The organism is Pseudomonas sp. GD03842 (genome assembly GCF_029841165.1).
Classification (GTDB): Bacteria; Pseudomonadota; Gammaproteobacteria; order Pseudomonadales; family Pseudomonadaceae; genus Aquipseudomonas.
Window position 1 is genome coordinate 199,729 of sequence record NZ_JAOCEA010000005.1, and the last position, 15,715, is coordinate 215,443.

Genomic DNA, 15,715 nt, shown 5'->3' on the forward strand with positions numbered 1-15,715 from the left:
TCACCGTCCTGAAGGCCGCTCGAAATTCTTCGCCGCCTCTTTCGCCAGGTCCGGGGGCAGGAAGTCCTTGTCCGGGTTGTAATCGGACTTCAGATAGCGCGCCAGGTCCTGAAGGTCTCCCGGGCTCAACGTCCCCGCTGCCTGCTTCAAGCGCAGGTTATCGAGGATGTAGTCGTAGCGGGTGTTGTTGTAATCACGCACTGACGCATAAAGCTGGCGCTGCGCGTCGAGCACGTCGACGATGTTGCGCGTACCGACCTGATAGCCGATTTCCGTGGCTTCCAGCGCACTCTGGTTGGAGATGATCGACTGCTTGCGCGCCTGCACCTGCTCGACGTCGGTGTTCACGGCTCGGTGCAGGTTGCGGGTATTTTCCACCACCTGGCGGCGCAAACCTTCACGCTGTTGTTCGGTCTGGCCGAGACGGGCGTACGCCTCGCGCACTTGCGAGCTGGTCAGGCCGCCACTGTAGATCGGAATGTTCACCTGCAGGCCGATGGAGCGCTGTTCGACGCTGCCATGGAAGTCCTGCCCGGTGTAGTTCGGGTTGGTGAAGCCCAGCGGGTCGTTATCGCCCTTCTGATACTGGGCGACAGCGTCGACGGTCGGCGCGTGGCCGGCCTTGCGCTGGCGCAGTGTCTCTTCGGCGGCACTGACAGCGTAATTGCTGGCCAGCAGATTGAGGTTCTGCTGCGAGGCGGTATCGACCCAGGACTTCGCGTCGTTGGGGGAGGGCGCCAGCACCGGCAAGGTGTGCACGATGCCCTCGATGGAGTTGTACTCGCGATTGGTCAACGTGACCAAGGCCTGGAACGCATCATCCACCTGGCGTTTGGCGACGATCCGCGCAGCGCGGGCCGTGTCGTAGCTGGCCTGAGCTTGCAGCACGTCGGTCTTGTCGGACAGGCCCACGTCAAAGCGTTCGTTGGCTTGATCGAGCTGACGTTTGAAGGCCGCTTCCTCGGCTTTGGTCGAGGCCAGGTTGTCTTGAGCACGCAGCACCGAGAAGTAATCTTCCGCGCTCTGCAGAATCAGGTTTTGTTCGGTCGCCGAGAGTTGCAACAAAGCCTGTTCACTGACGTCCTTGGCCGCCTTGAGCTGAAACCAGCGATCTGCGCGGAAGATCGGCTGGCTCAAGGTGGCGCGGTACACGGTGCCGCTGCGGTTGATAACGGCAGACGGTTCGTCGATCTTGGTCCGCGTGCTGTTGATGTCGGCCCCGCCGGAGAGGTTGGGCAGCAGACCGGCACGGGCCTGAGGCACGATTTCCTTTTGCGCGTCATAGCTGGCACGGGCGGCGGCCAGGTCCGCGTTGTTGTTGACAGCTTCCTGGTACACGCTGACCAGTCCGGTTCTGGTCGGTAGAGGCAAGTCCGCTGCACCCGCCATTGCGTTCGAGGCACATGACACGGCAATGGCCAATGAGATTTTGCGCAGCATAGACAGTCCCTGGTAATGGTTTCGCCAACATTTACACCGACGGCTTTGGCGTCGCGTAGCGAGTGTAGTTCCGTCGGATCGCTACAACAATCGGACAGAACCGCCATTTAACGAGCGTTTGAATTCCCTGCTTGGCGTTTATCGGCTGTCGCGTCTAGACTGACGCCGTTCTTGTCGGGGTGCCTTGCTATGAGGCTGAGATCGGATAATCCGGATCCCGTTGAACCTGATCAGGTTAGCGCCTGCGTAGGGAACAAGATTTCTCGTCTCCCGGCGAGTCCTCTTGAGTGTCGTCCGGGGTCGTCTTTGTTCATATTTTGAACAGTCCTCGTCGTTCGACTCTCAGCATCCGTCTTCTCAGGGTGCCTCCGTCCGTTCCAATCAGGCTCAAGCTCCGACAATTCCATCCGCTGCAGGATGATGTCTGGAGAGCCCGTGATGAGTACAACACTAAAAAGCGCCAATCTGAGTGAGTCCGCCCAAGTCGATTCGGGGTCGGTTCAGCCGTTCCCCCGTTCGCAGAAAATCTACGTTCAGGGCTCGCGTCCGGACATCCGCGTGCCCATGCGCGAAATCAGCCTGGACATCACGCCCACCGATTTCGGCGGTGAGATCAATGCGCCGGTGTGCGTTTACGACACCTCAGGCCCTTACACCGACCCGGATGTGGTCATCGACGTGCGCAAAGGCCTGGCCGATGTCCGCTCGGCCTGGATCGACGATCGCGGCGACACCGAGCGCCTCGCCGGCCTGAGTTCGGAATTCGGCCAACAGCGTCTGGCGGATGCCGAGCTGACCAAGCTGCGCTTCGCCCACGTGCGCAACCCCCGCCGTGCCAAGGCGGGTGCCAACGTCAGCCAGATGCACTACGCGCGTCAAGGCATCATCACGGCTGAAATGGAATACGTCGCCATCCGCGAAAACATGAAGCTGCAAGAGGCGCGGGCTGCCGGCCTGTTGAAACAGCAGCACGCTGGGCACAGTTTTGGCGCGAGCATCCCGAAAGAAATCACCGCCGAATTCGTGCGCGAAGAGATCGCCCGAGGCCGCGCGATCATTCCCGCGAACATCAACCATGTCGAATTGGAACCCATGATCATTGGCCGTAACTTCCTGGTGAAGATCAACGGCAACATCGGCAACAGCGCCCTGGGCTCGTCCATCGAAGAAGAAGTGGCGAAGCTGACGTGGGGCATTCGCTGGGGTTCGGACACCGTGATGGACTTGTCCACCGGCAAACACATTCATGAAACCCGCGAGTGGATCATTCGCAACTCGCCAGTCCCGATCGGCACCGTGCCGATCTACCAGGCATTGGAAAAGGTCAACGGCGTCGCAGAAGACCTGACGTGGGAGCTGTTCCGCGACACGCTGATCGAGCAGGCCGAGCAGGGCGTCGACTATTTCACCATTCATGCTGGCGTGCTGCTGCGCTACGTGCCGCTGACGGCCAAACGCGTGACCGGGATCGTCTCCCGCGGCGGCTCGATCATGGCCAAATGGTGCCTGGCGCACCACAAGGAAAACTTCCTCTACACGCATTTCGATGAGATCTGCGAAATCATGAAGGCCTACGACGTCAGCTTCTCGCTGGGCGATGGCTTGCGCCCCGGCTCGATTGCCGATGCCAACGACGAAGCGCAATTCGGCGAGTTGGAGACCCTCGGCGAGTTGACGAAGATTGCCTGGAAGCACGATGTGCAATGCATGATCGAAGGCCCCGGCCATGTGCCGATGCAATTGATCAAGGAGAACATGGACAAGCAGTTGGAATGCTGCGACGAAGCGCCGTTCTATACCCTCGGCCCGCTGACCACCGACATCGCTCCAGGCTACGACCACATCACTTCCGGCATCGGCGCGGCGATGATTGGCTGGTTCGGCTGCGCCATGCTCTGTTACGTCACCCCGAAAGAGCATTTGGGGCTGCCAAATAAGGACGACGTCAAGACCGGGATCATTACCTACAAGATCGCCGCGCACGCGGCCGACCTCGCCAAAGGCCACCCCGGTGCACAGATTCGCGACAACGCACTGAGCAAGGCTCGCTTCGAATTTCGCTGGGAAGATCAGTTCAACCTTGGGCTGGATCCGGACACGGCACGCTCGTATCACGACGAAACCCTGCCGAAGGATTCCGCCAAGGTGGCGCATTTCTGCTCGATGTGCGGCCCCAAATTCTGCTCGATGAAGATCACTCAGGAAGTCCGCGAATACGCGGCCAACCAGAAGATCGAGGCGGTGGACGTTTCGGTAGCCGAAGGCATGCGTGAACAGGCTGAACGGTTCAAGCAGGAAGGTAGCCAGCTTTATAAAAAGGTCTGACCGATCTTGATTGATCGTTCCCATGCTCCGCGTGGTAACGCCCTGGCTGACGCTCTGCGTCAAATGGGACGCGGAGCGTCCGGGGCGGCATTCCCACGCGGAGCGTGGGAACGATCACCAAGGTGGCGCATTTCTGCTCGATGTACGGCCCCAAATTCTGCTCGATGTACGGCCCCAAATTCTGCTCGATCAAGATCACTCAGGAAGTTCGCGAATACGCGGCCAACCAGAAGATCTTGATCGTTCCCACGCTCCGCGTGGTAACGCCCTGGCTGACGCTCTGCGTCGAATGGGGTGCGGAGCGTCCGGGGCAGCATTCCCACGCGGAGCGTGGGAACGATCACCAAACCCAATAACAATGCTCCTCTGAGATCACACACTGTGAACACACCCGGCACCTACTCCCCCGACATCCCCGTCCCTGCCGCCAAGCGGGTCTTCGGCGGGCGCGATCTGTTTTCCCTGTGGTTCTCCCTCGGCATCGGCCTGATGGTCCTGCAAACCGGCGCATTGCTCGCGCCGGGGCTGGGCATGTCAGCTTCGATGCTGGCGATTGTTCTCGGCACCTTGATTGGGGTCTTGCTGCTCGCTGCGGTTGGCGTGATCGGCAGTGATACGGGCCTGTCAGCCATGGCTGCGCTCAAGCTGAGCCTCGGAACCAAAGGCGCGGCAGTGCCGGCGATCCTCAACCTGCTGCAATTGGTGGGCTGGGGTTCGTTCGAAATCATCGTCATGCGCGATGCGGCCAGTTTGCTGGCTGCCGGGGCGTTCGCTGAAGGCAGCATTTGGACGAGCCCGTTGCTCTGGACGCTGTTGTTTGGTGGGTTGGCCACCTTGCTCGCCGTCAGCGGTCCGCTGGCTTTCGTGCGCCAGATCTTGCGCAAGTGGGGCATTTGGCTGCTGCTGGCCGCGTGCGCATGGCTGACCTGGAACCTCTTCGCCAAGGCCGATCTGGCCGCGCTGTGGGCTCGCGCTGGGGATGGTTCGATGCCGTTTGCGGTGGGTTTTGACATCGCCATTGCCATGCCGCTGTCGTGGCTGCCACTGATTGCGGATTACTCCCGCTTCGGCAAAGGTGCGACCGGTGTGTTCGGTGGCACCGTGCTGGGCTTTTTCATCGGCAATTTCTGGTTGATGACTTTGGGCGTCGCCTACACGCTGGCGTTCGCGCCGAGCGGCGAAGCCAATGCGTTGTTGCTGGCGCTGGCCGGGGCAGGGATGGGCATTCCGTTATTGCTGATTCTGCTCGACGAGTCAGAAAACGCTTTCGCCGATATCCACTCGGCGGCGGTCTCCAGCGGGATTCTGTTGAAGACCAAGGTGGAGCATCTGGCACTGGTCATCGGCGTCATCTGCACGCTCATCGCCTGTTTCGCGCCCCTGGCGCAGTACCAGAACTTCCTGCTGCTGATCGGTTCGGTATTCGCGCCACTGTTCGGTGTCGTGCTGATGGATCATTTCATCCTGCGTCGTCGCCGTCAGGCGTCGGCAACGGTGGGTTTGCGCTGGATGACATTGCTGGCATGGCTTGGCGGCATCGCCACCTACCATACGCTGGCTAATCTTTATCCAGATGTCGGTGCGACACTGCCAGCGCTGGTGGTGGCAGGTGTATTGCACTGGGTGTTGTCGCACATCCAAGGCCACCCGCAGCCCGATATTTCGCCCAGCTGAAGCATTGCGCGACGAAGGCAGAATTAGTTAACAAGAAGACCGATGTCGCCTCTTGCTGTACAGAGGCGCCACACCGTCAAAGCGAATCCAGATTCGGGAAGCCCCAGTCTCTCAAAGGCGATAGCTGAGAAAGAAAGGTCAAGTGTTCGACAATTTTGACTTTTTGCAGGTGGTCTAGATCGCTCGGCCCTCCTAGTACGAGGGCAGGGACGAAACCGTACATCTCATCGGGTTCCAAACGACCGAGTTTTTTCAGCGCTGCAGTGAAAAGATCATCGAAATCATCTGTATCGCGATCTTTATTCATGAAAAAAACTTCGACATGGTGATTCGCTTCAGCTTTTGACATGAGCGGGCGCGCGCTCAGCGAATAGCGCGCGTATACAGAATCAATATTTAAAGTGCTTCCTGTACGGCTTTGCCATAGATAGAGGTCGCCAAATGCACTGCGAGCCACGACATGATAAGTGTCAGCATCCTGAATGCCTGATGCCTCCAGCCACGTCCTTACAGTTGCATCGTAATCGGCCGGGTTGACCGTCCAGAAAATGCCGTCGCCATAGCCGCTCCAGCCGTTCTCTTCCCAGAATTCAAGCAGCAGATCCGGCAGATCCCCTCTGTAGCGTTCGATAGACGTCGCGGGTGCATCACGCCGATGGATGTCAGGTCCCATGTTTCTCAAAAAATACGAAAAGTACTCGTTCATAGTACGTCTATGTGAAATTTCCAGCCTTGCATTGGTTTTTGTTGCGTGGCGATCTGCTTCGTGGACGTTTTAAAGTTTCCTCGAACGTGTCTATTCGGCCTTCACACCGCGCGCTCAATTGATTTCAATACCAGAAAACGCCCAAGGCATGAGCGGCATGAGTTGGGATAGAAACGTAAGGTGTTCGATCGTTTTTAACTTCTCAAAATTCTCCAGGCTTGTCGAGCCGCCTAGAGCTAGTGCTGGCACAATCCCGTACATTTCGTCGGTTTTCAATTTCCGAGCTTAGCCAAAAGAGCGTAGAAACTGTCGCAGAAGTCATTGTGATTTTTTTTTCATAAAAGAAAAGAAAGCTTGCACCCCGAGATCCATGTGTACACCAATCAGCTTGGAAGTCCGCAATGAATAGCGAGCAGTAAGGCTGGATACAGTTAGGCAGTGCCCCTTTTTCTCTCCCCATAGATAAAGATCCCCAAACGCGCTTCGAGCTATCACATGCAGCTTCTCGTGTGCAAGGTCGGGAATTGCCGAAATCCAGGTATCTACCAGGTCCTCATATTCCTGAGGATTAACGGTCCAGAATAGTCCGTCTGCGTACCCACACCATCCGTACGTTTCCCAATACTCCAGAAGCTGGCTGGGGAGTCTGCTTGCATAGCGTATAAGGGTAGAGTCTGGAGCCTCTCGACGGTCGAATCCAAGTCCAAATTCTTCAGTGAAAACGTTGTAGTGTTCGTCCATGATGTATTTTTCATATCTAGCATTCAAATGTCCGGGAATCCCCAGTCAGTCAGTGGATCGAGTTGAGACAAGAACGTTAAGTGTTCAACTGTCTTGACTTTTTGCAGGTTTTCTAGATCGCTCGGCCCTCCTAGTGCGAGGGCCGGAACGAATCCGTACATTTCTTCAGGTTGCAACGGGCCCAGCTTGCTCAGTGCCTTCTCGAAAAGACTATCGAAATCATTATGTTCACGCGCGGATGCCACAAAAAATGACATAACGAGGATGTCTGCTTCTCTAAGTGAAGAAGCGTTTTTTTCTGCCATGCTGTATCGGGAGTAAACCGAGCATATTTTTATGTAGCTGCATGTCTTCTCCCTGCCAGAGGTAAAGATCTCCAAATGCACTTCTTGCGATGACATGGAAAGTACTGGCCTCTGCAATATTCGACCCCAGTAACCAAGAATGAACGATGCCCTCATATTCTTCCGGATTGACTGTCCAAAAGATTCCATCTCCATAGCCCGCCCAGCCATAATTTTTCCAATGTGTAAGCAGCCGCGAAGGAAGGATATTTTTGTATTTGTCGAGCGATGATGTTGGCACTTCCCTCCTGAAGCATGCATCACCCACTTTTTCCGTGAAAATTTCGAAGTACTCTTCCATCCATTCGCTCATTTGCATCCCTCCAAACGTGCATTGATTTTTATTTCGACTCGCTCTGCATTCACGGTGAAGTTATTCGGGCCGTTGTCCTGCACCCAAGCCCCATGCGCCAGCTTATTACCCGTGACTGTGTATACCGCTGATGGCTGCGTACCCACCAGCCACCAAGTCTTCAAATGTCTGGAAATCCCCAGTCGGTGAGGGGGGTGAGCTGAGACAAGAACGTTAGATGCTCGATGGTTTTTACTTTTTCCAGGTGTTCCAGATCGCTCGGCCCTCCTAGTGCGAGGGCCGGGACGAAGCCGTACATCTCGTCGGATTTCAGCGGCCCTAGCTTTTGAAGTGCTTTTTTAAAGAGGCCATCCAAATCGTTACTCGCATAGGTCACAGAAGCGAAAAAGACGCGAACGGCGAGATCGATTCTTCCCTTGGTTGGGTCTAAAATGTCGTGCGAGTAGCGAGAGTAAACGGAGTCAATTTTAATCAATTCCGACGCACTGTTTTTCCAGAGGTAGAGATCACCGAACGCGCTTCTTGCGATGACGTTATAGCTCGAGGCGTTTGGAATCCCTGAGCACTCCAGCCATTCCTTAATAATGCCTTCATATTCGTAGGGGTTAACAGTCCAGAAAAGACCGCGTGCGTAGCTGCTCCACCCATGTTCCACCCAATACGCAAGCAGCTGTCCAGGTAATTTTCCTCTGTATCTATCTATTGATGAGGCTGGCACTTCCCTCTTCTCGGAGGGTGGCCCAAATTCGTCAATGAATAACTTAAAATCTTCGTCCATTATATTTTCCTACTGACATCGTACCAATCTTGCATTTATTTTGGTCGTGCTTGCTCCGGCGCTCTTTAATCTTCTAACTGCTTCATCCAAGCCTAGGATCCTTCCACGCCACTGCGATCCTATACTGGAATTTACCCGGCGGTCACCGAAGTCCGCAATCGTATCTTTGCCTCCTGCGAAAAGGTCTGGATTGTGCAGCGCGGCAAGTACGGCCATTTTTTCTTTTGCCAATGTTTTGGCCATTTTCGTTGCTTCGCTGGCAGAGTGTTTTTGGCTTTCTAACTCTATCCTTAGCTTCCTTATAAAATCCTCCTCTAAGTCGTTGCGCGCCCGCTTTGCAATATTCGGATCCCTAACCTTTTCCCCCGCCGTATACGCCTCCCGCCCCCGCAAATATTCATCCACCGTCAAGTCATTCAGCCCCTTCTCCTGCCCGCCCAACTGACGGTCGAATTCGGGAATCTTACTGTAGTGCAGATTGTCTGCGCTGAAGCAGGGTACCTTGTGTTCGGGCATACCCAGCGGTTTTCTGCCGGCTGTTTGCTCATTTTGGCGATGAGGCGGTGTGGACTCCTCTGAACCGAAACTGCCTCGGGTTGACTGGGCGGAGTGCAGATCCGGGCGCTTTTTCAGCGTCTCCTCATGCTTGATCATCCATTGCGCCAAGCGCTTGCCTTGGCGGGTGGAGTGCATCTCATTGGCGAGTTGGCCGATGCCTCCGCGCCCTCGGGTCAGGTAGTCGACGATGGCGCTGAGCAGCAGCACCACCACTTCGACGTGACCCCGGGCGAAGTGGTGGGTGGCACGCTGCACCACCAAGAGCTCGTTCTCGCCGAAAGGGTTGAGGCCTTCGTCACCCGATATGCCGTCCCACACCACTTGGATGCCGACCAGGTAATGGTCGAGCAGCACCGGCAGCCCATTCACGAAGTATTCGGCGATCGACGCCAAGCCCAGGGCGGTCAGTATCCAGCCGCTGGCTTGCAGGCCGACGCCCATGCCAGCCAAGCCACCTGGCAGGGCACCCGCACCGCCCGCCAGCGCGCCGGCACCGGCGCCAATGACGCCGCCGGCCAATACGCTGCCGACAACGATCAATGCCATTTGGCCAACGGTGCCTAACAGTTCTTGCACCACCTCGCCGATATCAAGATCGGCGAAACGCTGTCTCAATAAATCAGCTGCTTCGAACTCGGCGCGATGAAACGCCGTACGAATATGATCCAGACGGCGCAGTACCGTACTGACCGATGGCAAGTGCTCATTGAAATAGCCGCGAAACTTCCCTTGGCCCGCACTCCTTATTTCGAAGAGCAGGCGCTCTTCGATTTCGAACCAAGAGGGCAGGACCGTCCCTTCAAACATCCCCGTCTCCCTGACAGCGGTATGAAACTTTCAGGGGCGGAAATTAAAGGCGGTTGATCAGCGTTTCAATATACAAAGCGTTTAATAAAAAGTGCGTTGTGAGGAAGTTTTAGTTTTCTGAACTTTTTAAGTGGGAAGAGTATTAAATTGATGTGGGACTTTTCTTTTTAATTATCGCGTTTGGGAAATAACTTTAATTGGCCCCAAAAAAAGGCCCCTTGCAGCGATTGCGCTGCAAGGGGCCTGGTGGATCAGTCCGGTCGTCAGCTGCGGCCGGGAAACAGTTCCGGTTTTACGATGCCGTTGAGTTGAGGGTAAGGAATCTTCAACTCGATATGGCCCATGGCATAAGGGGCGATGGTGGAAACCGGGTATTTGAGGATGACTGCGCCGTACGTCAGCGCAACATTGGAAGTCCGCTTGAAAGGCCACATCTTCTGGAACTCGGCATCCTTGTCCAGCTTTGTGCTGACCTGCCAGGCCTGGTGGGCCAGCTCTGCCTTCGCCCAGAAAGCCGCTTCCTGGCCGGGCACCAGCATGTCACTGAGGGTCAGAACACGTTGCTGCTGGCGGGAGTAATTGATGAACGCCCGGCCGGGATTGCCGTGGGCCCCGCCGGTATCCAGGTAGCTGGACAGCTCAACCACCACGATGCCGTCATGCTGCTCGCGTACCTTGGCCTGCAGATAGCTCGCGTTGCGCGCCGGTGCTGTGGCCAGGAATTGCTCTTGATAAGCCTTGAGGGTCGGCGGCACGGGGCCGTCACTGTCGTTGCGGGTCAATTGCAGCAAGGTGCGCTGCGTGATTTCGTCGAGTTTTGGCTCGTCCGGGAAATGCACGGTGTCGATGTTCACCAAGGGACAGTCGGCGGCGGTGCAGCCCGGTTTGATCAGCTCGGAAGCGTCGCGCTGAACGGTCAGCGGTTTACGCAGGTTGGGTTCGAAAAAACTTTGGCAGGCACCGAGAATCAGGGCCAGACAGGCGATTGAAGTGATCTTCAGAAACGACATGGTGTTCCTTGGCGTTGGCATTTTAAGGGCCGTAAAGGGCCATCCAGGTAGGCAATGGCAACGGGCTTTGACTGTAGGGGACGCAATCAGTTCGCCACTGGGCGGATTAGAGTGCCTTTCCCGTCCAGTCGTCTACCCTCAGTGCCGAAATTGCCAACCCAGAGGGCTGCATCCTGTGCGACACCACGTTAGGATGGCGCGAAGTCAGCCATGCTTTGCAGTGAGAAACCTATGACCGACAGCGCGAGTTCGACCCCCACGAAGCATGAGATCACCCATCGGGAAACCTGCTTCAAGGGTTTCTACCAACTGGACCGTCTGCGCCTGCGCCACGAATTGTTCGATGGCGGAATGAGCCCGGAAATCAAGCGCGAACTGTTCGTGCGGCACGATGCCGTCTGCGTTCTGCCTTACGATGCCAAGCGCGACGAGGTGGTGCTGATCGAGCAGTTCCGCGTCGGTGTAGTGGGCAAGCACCCCAACCCATGGCTGGTGGAAATGGTCGCCGGCCTCATCGACAAGAAAGAACTGCCTGAAGAAGTTGCTCACCGCGAAGGAGAAGAGGAAGCTGGGCTTGCGTTCGAGGCGCTGTGGCCGATCACCAAGTACTTTCCGTCGCCGGGGGGCAGCAACGAATTCGTCCATCTGTACCTGGGCAAGTGCGTCAGTGAAGGGGCGGGTGGCTTGCACGGGCTGGAGGAAGAGGCCGAAGACATCCGTGTGTCGGTCTGGTCATTCGACGAGGCCTTTCAGGCTGTGAAAGACGGACGCATCGTCAACGCGGCAACTATCATCGCAATACAATGGCTGGCACTCAATCGTGCCGAAATCAGGGGGCTATGGTCGTGAATCTTCTGCGCGAGCGCTACCGTGTCGATCTTGCCGGGCTGCAAGCAGCCTGTGAGGCGAACTACGCGCGCTTGATGCGTCTGTTGCCGGACATGCGCGAAGGCAATGGTCAACGTTCTCGCCGGGTGGCCGTCACCCAAGGCGATCAGATGCTCGGTGTGCTGGCCGTCGAAGTGCTGCTCGACTGTCCTTACACCACCACGTTGCAAGTGCGTCAGGAGCACAGCCTGCCCTGGCTGCCGGTCCCGGTGCTGGAAGTGCAGGTCTACCACGATGCTCGCATGGCCGAAGTCATCGGCGCCGAGCACGCCCGGCGTTTCCGCGGTATCTATCCGTACCCCAACGCCGATATGCACCAGCCGGATGAAAAGGCACAGCTGAATCTGTTTCTTGGCGAGTGGTTGAGTCATTGCCTGGCATGTGGGCATGAGTTCGAATCGGTTCGGTGATCCCGGCTCTGAAAAAGTGAGGACTGAACACGGTGCCCAGCCGATTGGATAAGCATCGATGGCCGAACGCGCTTGATTCGATAACTGATACCTGCCACTCATTTCCAAGTTTGCCGTCGTAACAATCACGCACCATAATCCGGCCTTGTCTGCTCAAGGAGATGGCCATTGTCGAGCGCATCCTCAAATCCGTCCTCTGTGTTGGTGGTGCAACTGTCCGACAGTCATCTGTTCGCTGAGGCGGACGGCACCTTGTTGGGCATGCCGACCCGCGACAGCCTCCACGCCGTGATCGGGCTGGTTCTCGAGGAGCAGCCTCACATCGATCTGGTGCTGGCGACAGGGGATCTGTCCCAAGACGGAACCGTGGCGTCCTATCAAGCGTTTCGCGAGGCGAGCGATCGGCTCGACGCTCCCAAGCGCTGGCTGCCGGGCAACCACGACGAAGTGCGGGAAATGGCGATCGCGGCCCGGCAAAGCGATGTACTCGAGGCAATCACCGACATCGGCGGCTGGCGCGTCACAATGCTGGATTCTTCGGTTTCGGGTTCGGTGCCTGGCTATCTGGAGGACAAACAGTTACAGCTCCTCGTCCAGGCATTGAGCGAAGCGCCGGATCGTCATCATCTGGTGTGCCTGCATCATCATCCGGTGCCGATTGGCGCAGCGTGGATGGAGCCGATTGGATTGCGCAATCCAGAGGCCCTGTTTTCGGTACTCGACCGATTTCCGCAGACGCGGGCGGTGCTGTGGGGCCACGTGCATCAGGTCTTCGATCAGCCTCGCGCAGGCTTGCGCTTGATGGCCTCGCCTTCGACGTGCATCCAATTCGCCCCCGGCAGTGACGATTTTGCCCTGGACTCGCAGGCCCCGGGCTATCGCTGGCTGCGTTTGCACGATGACGGCCGGATCGAGACCGGCGTTTCCCGCATTGATCCTGACCTGTTCGAAATCGACCTCAATGGCGCTGGCTATTGAAGGAAATGTCCTGAATTCGCCGCAATAGCTCATCACACGAGTCTTCACGCCGTTGTCCCTGTAAACTGCGTGGCTTTGCCCTTGTGGGCTAGGAATCAGGGTTTGGAGGCAAACGCGTGAACCATGATCGGCCGACGCTTCTTTATATACATGGCCTGAACAGCTCGGCGATGTCGAAAAAGGCCACACAGTTGACGACGTTGATGACGCGGCTAGGGCTTGCCGAGCAATTGCGGGTGCCGGAGTTGCACCATCATCCGCGGCAGGCCATTGCGCAGCTCGAAGCGGCGATCGAAGCGCTGGGTGGGCGGCCATTACTGGTCGGCAGCTCGCTCGGCGGCTACTATGCGACTCACCTGGCCGAGCGCCACGGTCTCAAGGCGGTGCTGATCAACCCTGCGGTCAATCCGCATGAGTTGTTCGATGGCTTTCTGGGCACTCAGACCAACCTCTACACCGGCCAGACGTGGGAGTTGACCCACGACCACGTGGACGCCTTGGCTGAGCTGGAAGTACCCGCCCCGCAAGACCCGCAACGCATTCAGGTATGGTTGCAAACTGGCGACGAGACACTGGATTATCGACGCGCTCAGGGCTTTTATCGGGCCTGCGCGCTGCGGATCGAGGCAGGCGGCGACCACAGCTTTCAGGGCTTCGCGCAGAAGATGCCGACGCTGTTGAGCATCGCAGGTTTCGCCCCCGATTTGCTGCAGGCCATCGATCGGTCAGCGCTGTGACAGCGTGCAGGCCGGTGCGTTGGCAATAAATGAAGCGTAGAACGCGCGTGCAACGACAGCATCACTCCGAAATTTCATGAACGACTTGATGACGAGACCCCATGGCCAATCCCAGCGCTAGCTCTTATAACGCAGACGCCATCGAAGTCCTCTCGGGCCTCGACCCGGTCCGGAAGCGACCGGGCATGTACACCGACACCACCCGGCCGAACCATTTGGCCCAGGAAGTCATCGACAACAGTGTCGACGAAGCCCTGGCCGGGCACGCCAAATCGGTGCAGGTCATTCTTCACGCTGACAATTCGCTGGAAGTGGCCGACGACGGTCGCGGCATGCCCGTGGACATCCACCCGGAAGAGGGCGTTTCGGGCGTCGAACTGATCCTCACCAAGCTCCATGCGGGCGGCAAGTTCTCGAACAAGAACTACCAGTTTTCCGGCGGCCTGCACGGCGTGGGGATTTCCGTGGTCAACGCGCTCTCCACCCAGGTCCGGGTGCGGGTCAAGCGTGACGGCAACGAATATGAGATGACGTTCGCCGACGGCTTCAAAGCTACCGAACTGGCCGTCATCGGTACCGTCGGCAAGCGCAACACGGGCACCAGCGTGCATTTTTCGCCGGACCCGAAGTATTTCGACAGCCCTAAATTCTCCGTCAGCCGCCTTAAGCATGTGCTCAAGGCCAAGGCAGTGCTGTGTCCGGGGCTGCTGGTCAGCTTCGAAGACAAGGGCACCGGCGAGAAAGTGGAGTGGCATTACGAAGACGGTCTGCGCTCCTACCTGCAGGATTCGGTCAGCGATTTCCTGCGTCTTCCGGAAGAACCGTTCTGCGGCGCATTCGCCGGTCACAAAGAGGCCGTGGACTGGGCGTTGTTGTGGTTGCCGGAAGGTGGCGACAGCGTGCAGGAAAGTTACGTCAACCTGATCCCGACCGCACAGGGCGGCACTCACGTCAACGGCCTGCGTCAGGGGTTGCTCGATGCGATGCGCGAGTTCTGTGAATTCCGCAACCTGCTGCCCCGTGGCGTGAAACTGGCCCCGGAAGACGTCTGGGAGCGCATTGCCTTCGTGCTGTCGATGAAGATGCAGGAACCGCAATTTTCTGGCCAGACCAAAGAGCGTCTGTCCTCCCGCGAAGCGGCGGCGTTCGTTTCCGGTGTGGTCAAGGATGCCTTCAGCCTGTGGCTCAACGCGCACCCCGAGGTGGGCATGCAGTTGGCCGAACTGGCCATCAGCAACGCGGGCCGCCGTCTCAAGGCGAGCAAGAAGGTGGAGCGCAAGCGCATCACCCAGGGCCCGGCATTGCCTGGCAAACTGGCGGACTGCGCCGGTCAGGACCCGATGCGCGCCGAGCTTTTTCTGGTCGAGGGCGATTCCGCGGGCGGGTCGGCCAAACAGGCGCGCGACAAGGAGTTCCAGGCCATCCTGCCGCTGCGCGGCAAGATTCTCAACACTTGGGAAGTGGACGGCGGCGAAGTCCTCGCGAGCCAGGAAGTGCACAACATCGCCGTGGCCATAGGCGTCGATCCTGGCGCGGCGGACATGAGTCAGTTGCGCTACGGCAAGATCTGCATCCTGGCCGACGCCGACTCCGACGGCCTGCACATCGCCACGCTGCTGTGCGCGCTCTTCGTTCAGCACTTCCGTCCACTGGTCGACGCCGGTCATGTCTACGTTGCCATGCCGCCGCTGTACCGCATCGACCTGGGCAAGGACATCTATTACGCGCTGGACGAAGCCGAACGTGACGGGATCCTCGACCGTTTGGTCGCCGAGAAGAAACGCGGCAAGCCGCAAGTCACGCGCTTCAAAGGCCTGGGCGAGATGAACCCGCCTCAACTGCGTGAAACCACCATGGACCCGAACACGCGCCGCCTGGTGCAGTTGACCCTGGATAACTTTGAAGAGACCTCGGAGATCATGGACATGCTGCTGGCTAAAAAGCGCGCCAGCGATCGCAAGACCTGGCTGGAATCCAAAGGCAACCTCGCCGAGGTGTTGGTTTGA

13 protein-coding genes, 2 pseudogenes and 1 riboswitch are annotated in these 15,715 nt (G+C 57.6%); of the genes and pseudogenes, 8 read left to right on the top strand and 7 right to left on the bottom strand.

Features of this window, described 5'->3' with window-relative positions:
* Positions 1 to 1,440, bottom strand: coding sequence for a TolC family outer membrane protein (locus tag N5D61_RS09505; protein ID WP_108237338.1), 1,440 nt, complete (start codon positions 1,438 to 1,440; stop codon positions 1 to 3).
* Between the two features lie 165 nt (positions 1,441 to 1,605).
* Positions 1,606 to 1,710, top strand: a riboswitch (TPP riboswitch).
* 168 nt (positions 1,711 to 1,878) lie between these two features.
* Here N5D61_RS09505 and thiC point away from each other — a divergent pair.
* From thiC to cytX, 3 genes are all read left to right on the top strand, one after another.
* A complete protein-coding gene (thiC, locus tag N5D61_RS09510; RefSeq protein ID WP_108237337.1) occupies positions 1,879 to 3,765 on the top strand; it encodes a phosphomethylpyrimidine synthase ThiC in 1,887 nt (628 codons plus the stop codon).
* Positions 3,766 to 3,869: 104 nt separating this feature from the next.
* Positions 3,870 to 4,121, top strand: a complete 252-nt coding sequence (locus N5D61_RS09515) for a hypothetical protein (RefSeq protein ID WP_279892264.1) — start codon at positions 3,870 to 3,872, stop codon at positions 4,119 to 4,121.
* 25 nt (positions 4,122 to 4,146) lie between these two features.
* The gene (gene cytX / locus N5D61_RS09520; RefSeq protein ID WP_279892265.1) at positions 4,147 to 5,439 is read left to right on the top strand and encodes a putative hydroxymethylpyrimidine transporter CytX; all 1,293 of its coding nucleotides are present in this window, start codon (positions 4,147 to 4,149) and stop codon (positions 5,437 to 5,439) included.
* A gap of 76 nt (positions 5,440 to 5,515) precedes the next feature.
* On the opposite strand, the gene N5D61_RS09525 is transcribed toward cytX, so the two are convergent.
* The 6 genes and pseudogenes from N5D61_RS09525 to N5D61_RS09550 form a co-directional block, all read right to left on the bottom strand.
* Positions 5,516 to 6,145 (bottom strand): GAD-like domain-containing protein, encoded by a 630-nt coding sequence (locus N5D61_RS09525; RefSeq protein ID WP_279892267.1) that lies wholly within the window; start codon positions 6,143 to 6,145, stop codon positions 5,516 to 5,518.
* A 114-nt stretch (positions 6,146 to 6,259) separates the two neighbouring features.
* Positions 6,260 to 6,886 (bottom strand): annotated as a pseudogene (locus N5D61_RS09530) (GAD-like domain-containing protein).
* A gap of 23 nt (positions 6,887 to 6,909) precedes the next feature.
* Positions 6,910 to 7,531: pseudogene (locus tag N5D61_RS09535) on the bottom strand (GAD-like domain-containing protein).
* Positions 7,532 to 7,703: 172 nt separating this feature from the next.
* The gene (locus N5D61_RS09540) at positions 7,704 to 8,321 is read right to left on the bottom strand and encodes a GAD-like domain-containing protein (RefSeq protein WP_108237331.1); all 618 of its coding nucleotides are present in this window, start codon (positions 8,319 to 8,321) and stop codon (positions 7,704 to 7,706) included.
* Between the two features lie 9 nt (positions 8,322 to 8,330).
* Entirely contained in the window at positions 8,331 to 9,686 is a 1,356-nt protein-coding gene (locus N5D61_RS09545; protein ID WP_279892270.1) for a DUF6861 domain-containing protein, read from the bottom strand.
* 263 nt (positions 9,687 to 9,949) lie between these two features.
* Positions 9,950 to 10,696: an RsiV family protein gene (locus N5D61_RS09550; RefSeq protein WP_108239406.1), complete on the bottom strand. Its 747-nt coding sequence runs from the start codon at positions 10,694 to 10,696 to the stop codon at positions 9,950 to 9,952.
* A 231-nt stretch (positions 10,697 to 10,927) separates the two neighbouring features.
* On the opposite strand from N5D61_RS09550, the gene N5D61_RS09555 reads away from it, so the two are divergent.
* The 5 genes from N5D61_RS09555 to parE all read left to right on the top strand — a co-directional run bounded on the left by N5D61_RS09555 (position 10,928) and on the right by parE (position 15,715).
* The gene (locus N5D61_RS09555) at positions 10,928 to 11,545 is read left to right on the top strand and encodes an NUDIX domain-containing protein (RefSeq protein ID WP_108239407.1); all 618 of its coding nucleotides are present in this window, start codon (positions 10,928 to 10,930) and stop codon (positions 11,543 to 11,545) included.
* Positions 11,536 to 11,994 carry a DUF1249 domain-containing protein gene (locus N5D61_RS09560; protein ID WP_108239408.1) on the top strand — a complete coding sequence of 153 codons (459 nt, stop codon included), beginning with the start codon at positions 11,536 to 11,538 and terminating at the stop codon, positions 11,992 to 11,994. The genes N5D61_RS09555 and N5D61_RS09560 overlap by 10 nt, the downstream gene beginning before the upstream one ends.
* A gap of 168 nt (positions 11,995 to 12,162) precedes the next feature.
* Positions 12,163 to 12,972: a 3',5'-cyclic-AMP phosphodiesterase gene (cpdA, locus tag N5D61_RS09565; RefSeq protein ID WP_279892274.1), complete on the top strand. Its 810-nt coding sequence runs from the start codon at positions 12,163 to 12,165 to the stop codon at positions 12,970 to 12,972.
* Between the two features lie 116 nt (positions 12,973 to 13,088).
* Positions 13,089 to 13,709: a YqiA/YcfP family alpha/beta fold hydrolase gene (locus N5D61_RS09570; protein WP_108239410.1), complete on the top strand. Its 621-nt coding sequence runs from the start codon at positions 13,089 to 13,091 to the stop codon at positions 13,707 to 13,709.
* Positions 13,710 to 13,810: 101 nt separating this feature from the next.
* The gene (gene parE, locus N5D61_RS09575) at positions 13,811 to 15,715 is read left to right on the top strand and encodes a DNA topoisomerase IV subunit B (protein WP_108239411.1); all 1,905 of its coding nucleotides are present in this window, start codon (positions 13,811 to 13,813) and stop codon (positions 15,713 to 15,715) included.